The organism is Streptococcus suis, assembly GCF_002964045.1.
In the GTDB taxonomy this organism is placed as follows: Bacteria; Bacillota; Bacilli; order Lactobacillales; family Streptococcaceae; genus Streptococcus; species Streptococcus suis_U.
In genome coordinates, this window is sequence record NZ_POPB01000591.1 from 1 (window position 1) to 336 (window position 336).

Genomic DNA, 336 nt, shown 5'->3' on the forward strand with positions numbered 1-336 from the left:
ATGCAGTAAAAAACTAATAATATAAAGAAAAAGAGCCATGCGCTCTTTTTTAATACTCTTCGAAAATCAAAATTATCCGTTGTCATCTTGCCTTGATGAACTCCAGTTCTATCTTCGGCTTCGTTTCCTAGGCTACTTTTGATTTTCATTGAGTATAAAACCAAAATTTAAGGTAAAGGAAAAGCCAGTCATTCGACTAGGCTTGTTTCTTTGAAATTTGATGGAAAATAACAGTCCAATTTTCATGACGGCGCCAAAGTGACGTATGAACATAATCACCAATTTCAAACGTAACTAATTTTGATTTTTGGCTAATGGAGGTCATTTGGTAATTGG

Annotated in this window: 1 pseudogene; it reads right to left on the reverse strand. The window is 33.9% G+C overall.

The annotated features are described in order from the left end of the window. Positions 1-196 precede the first annotated feature (196 nt). A pseudogene (locus C1E99_RS15330) lies at positions 197-336 on the reverse strand (cation-efflux pump); the annotation flags it as partial.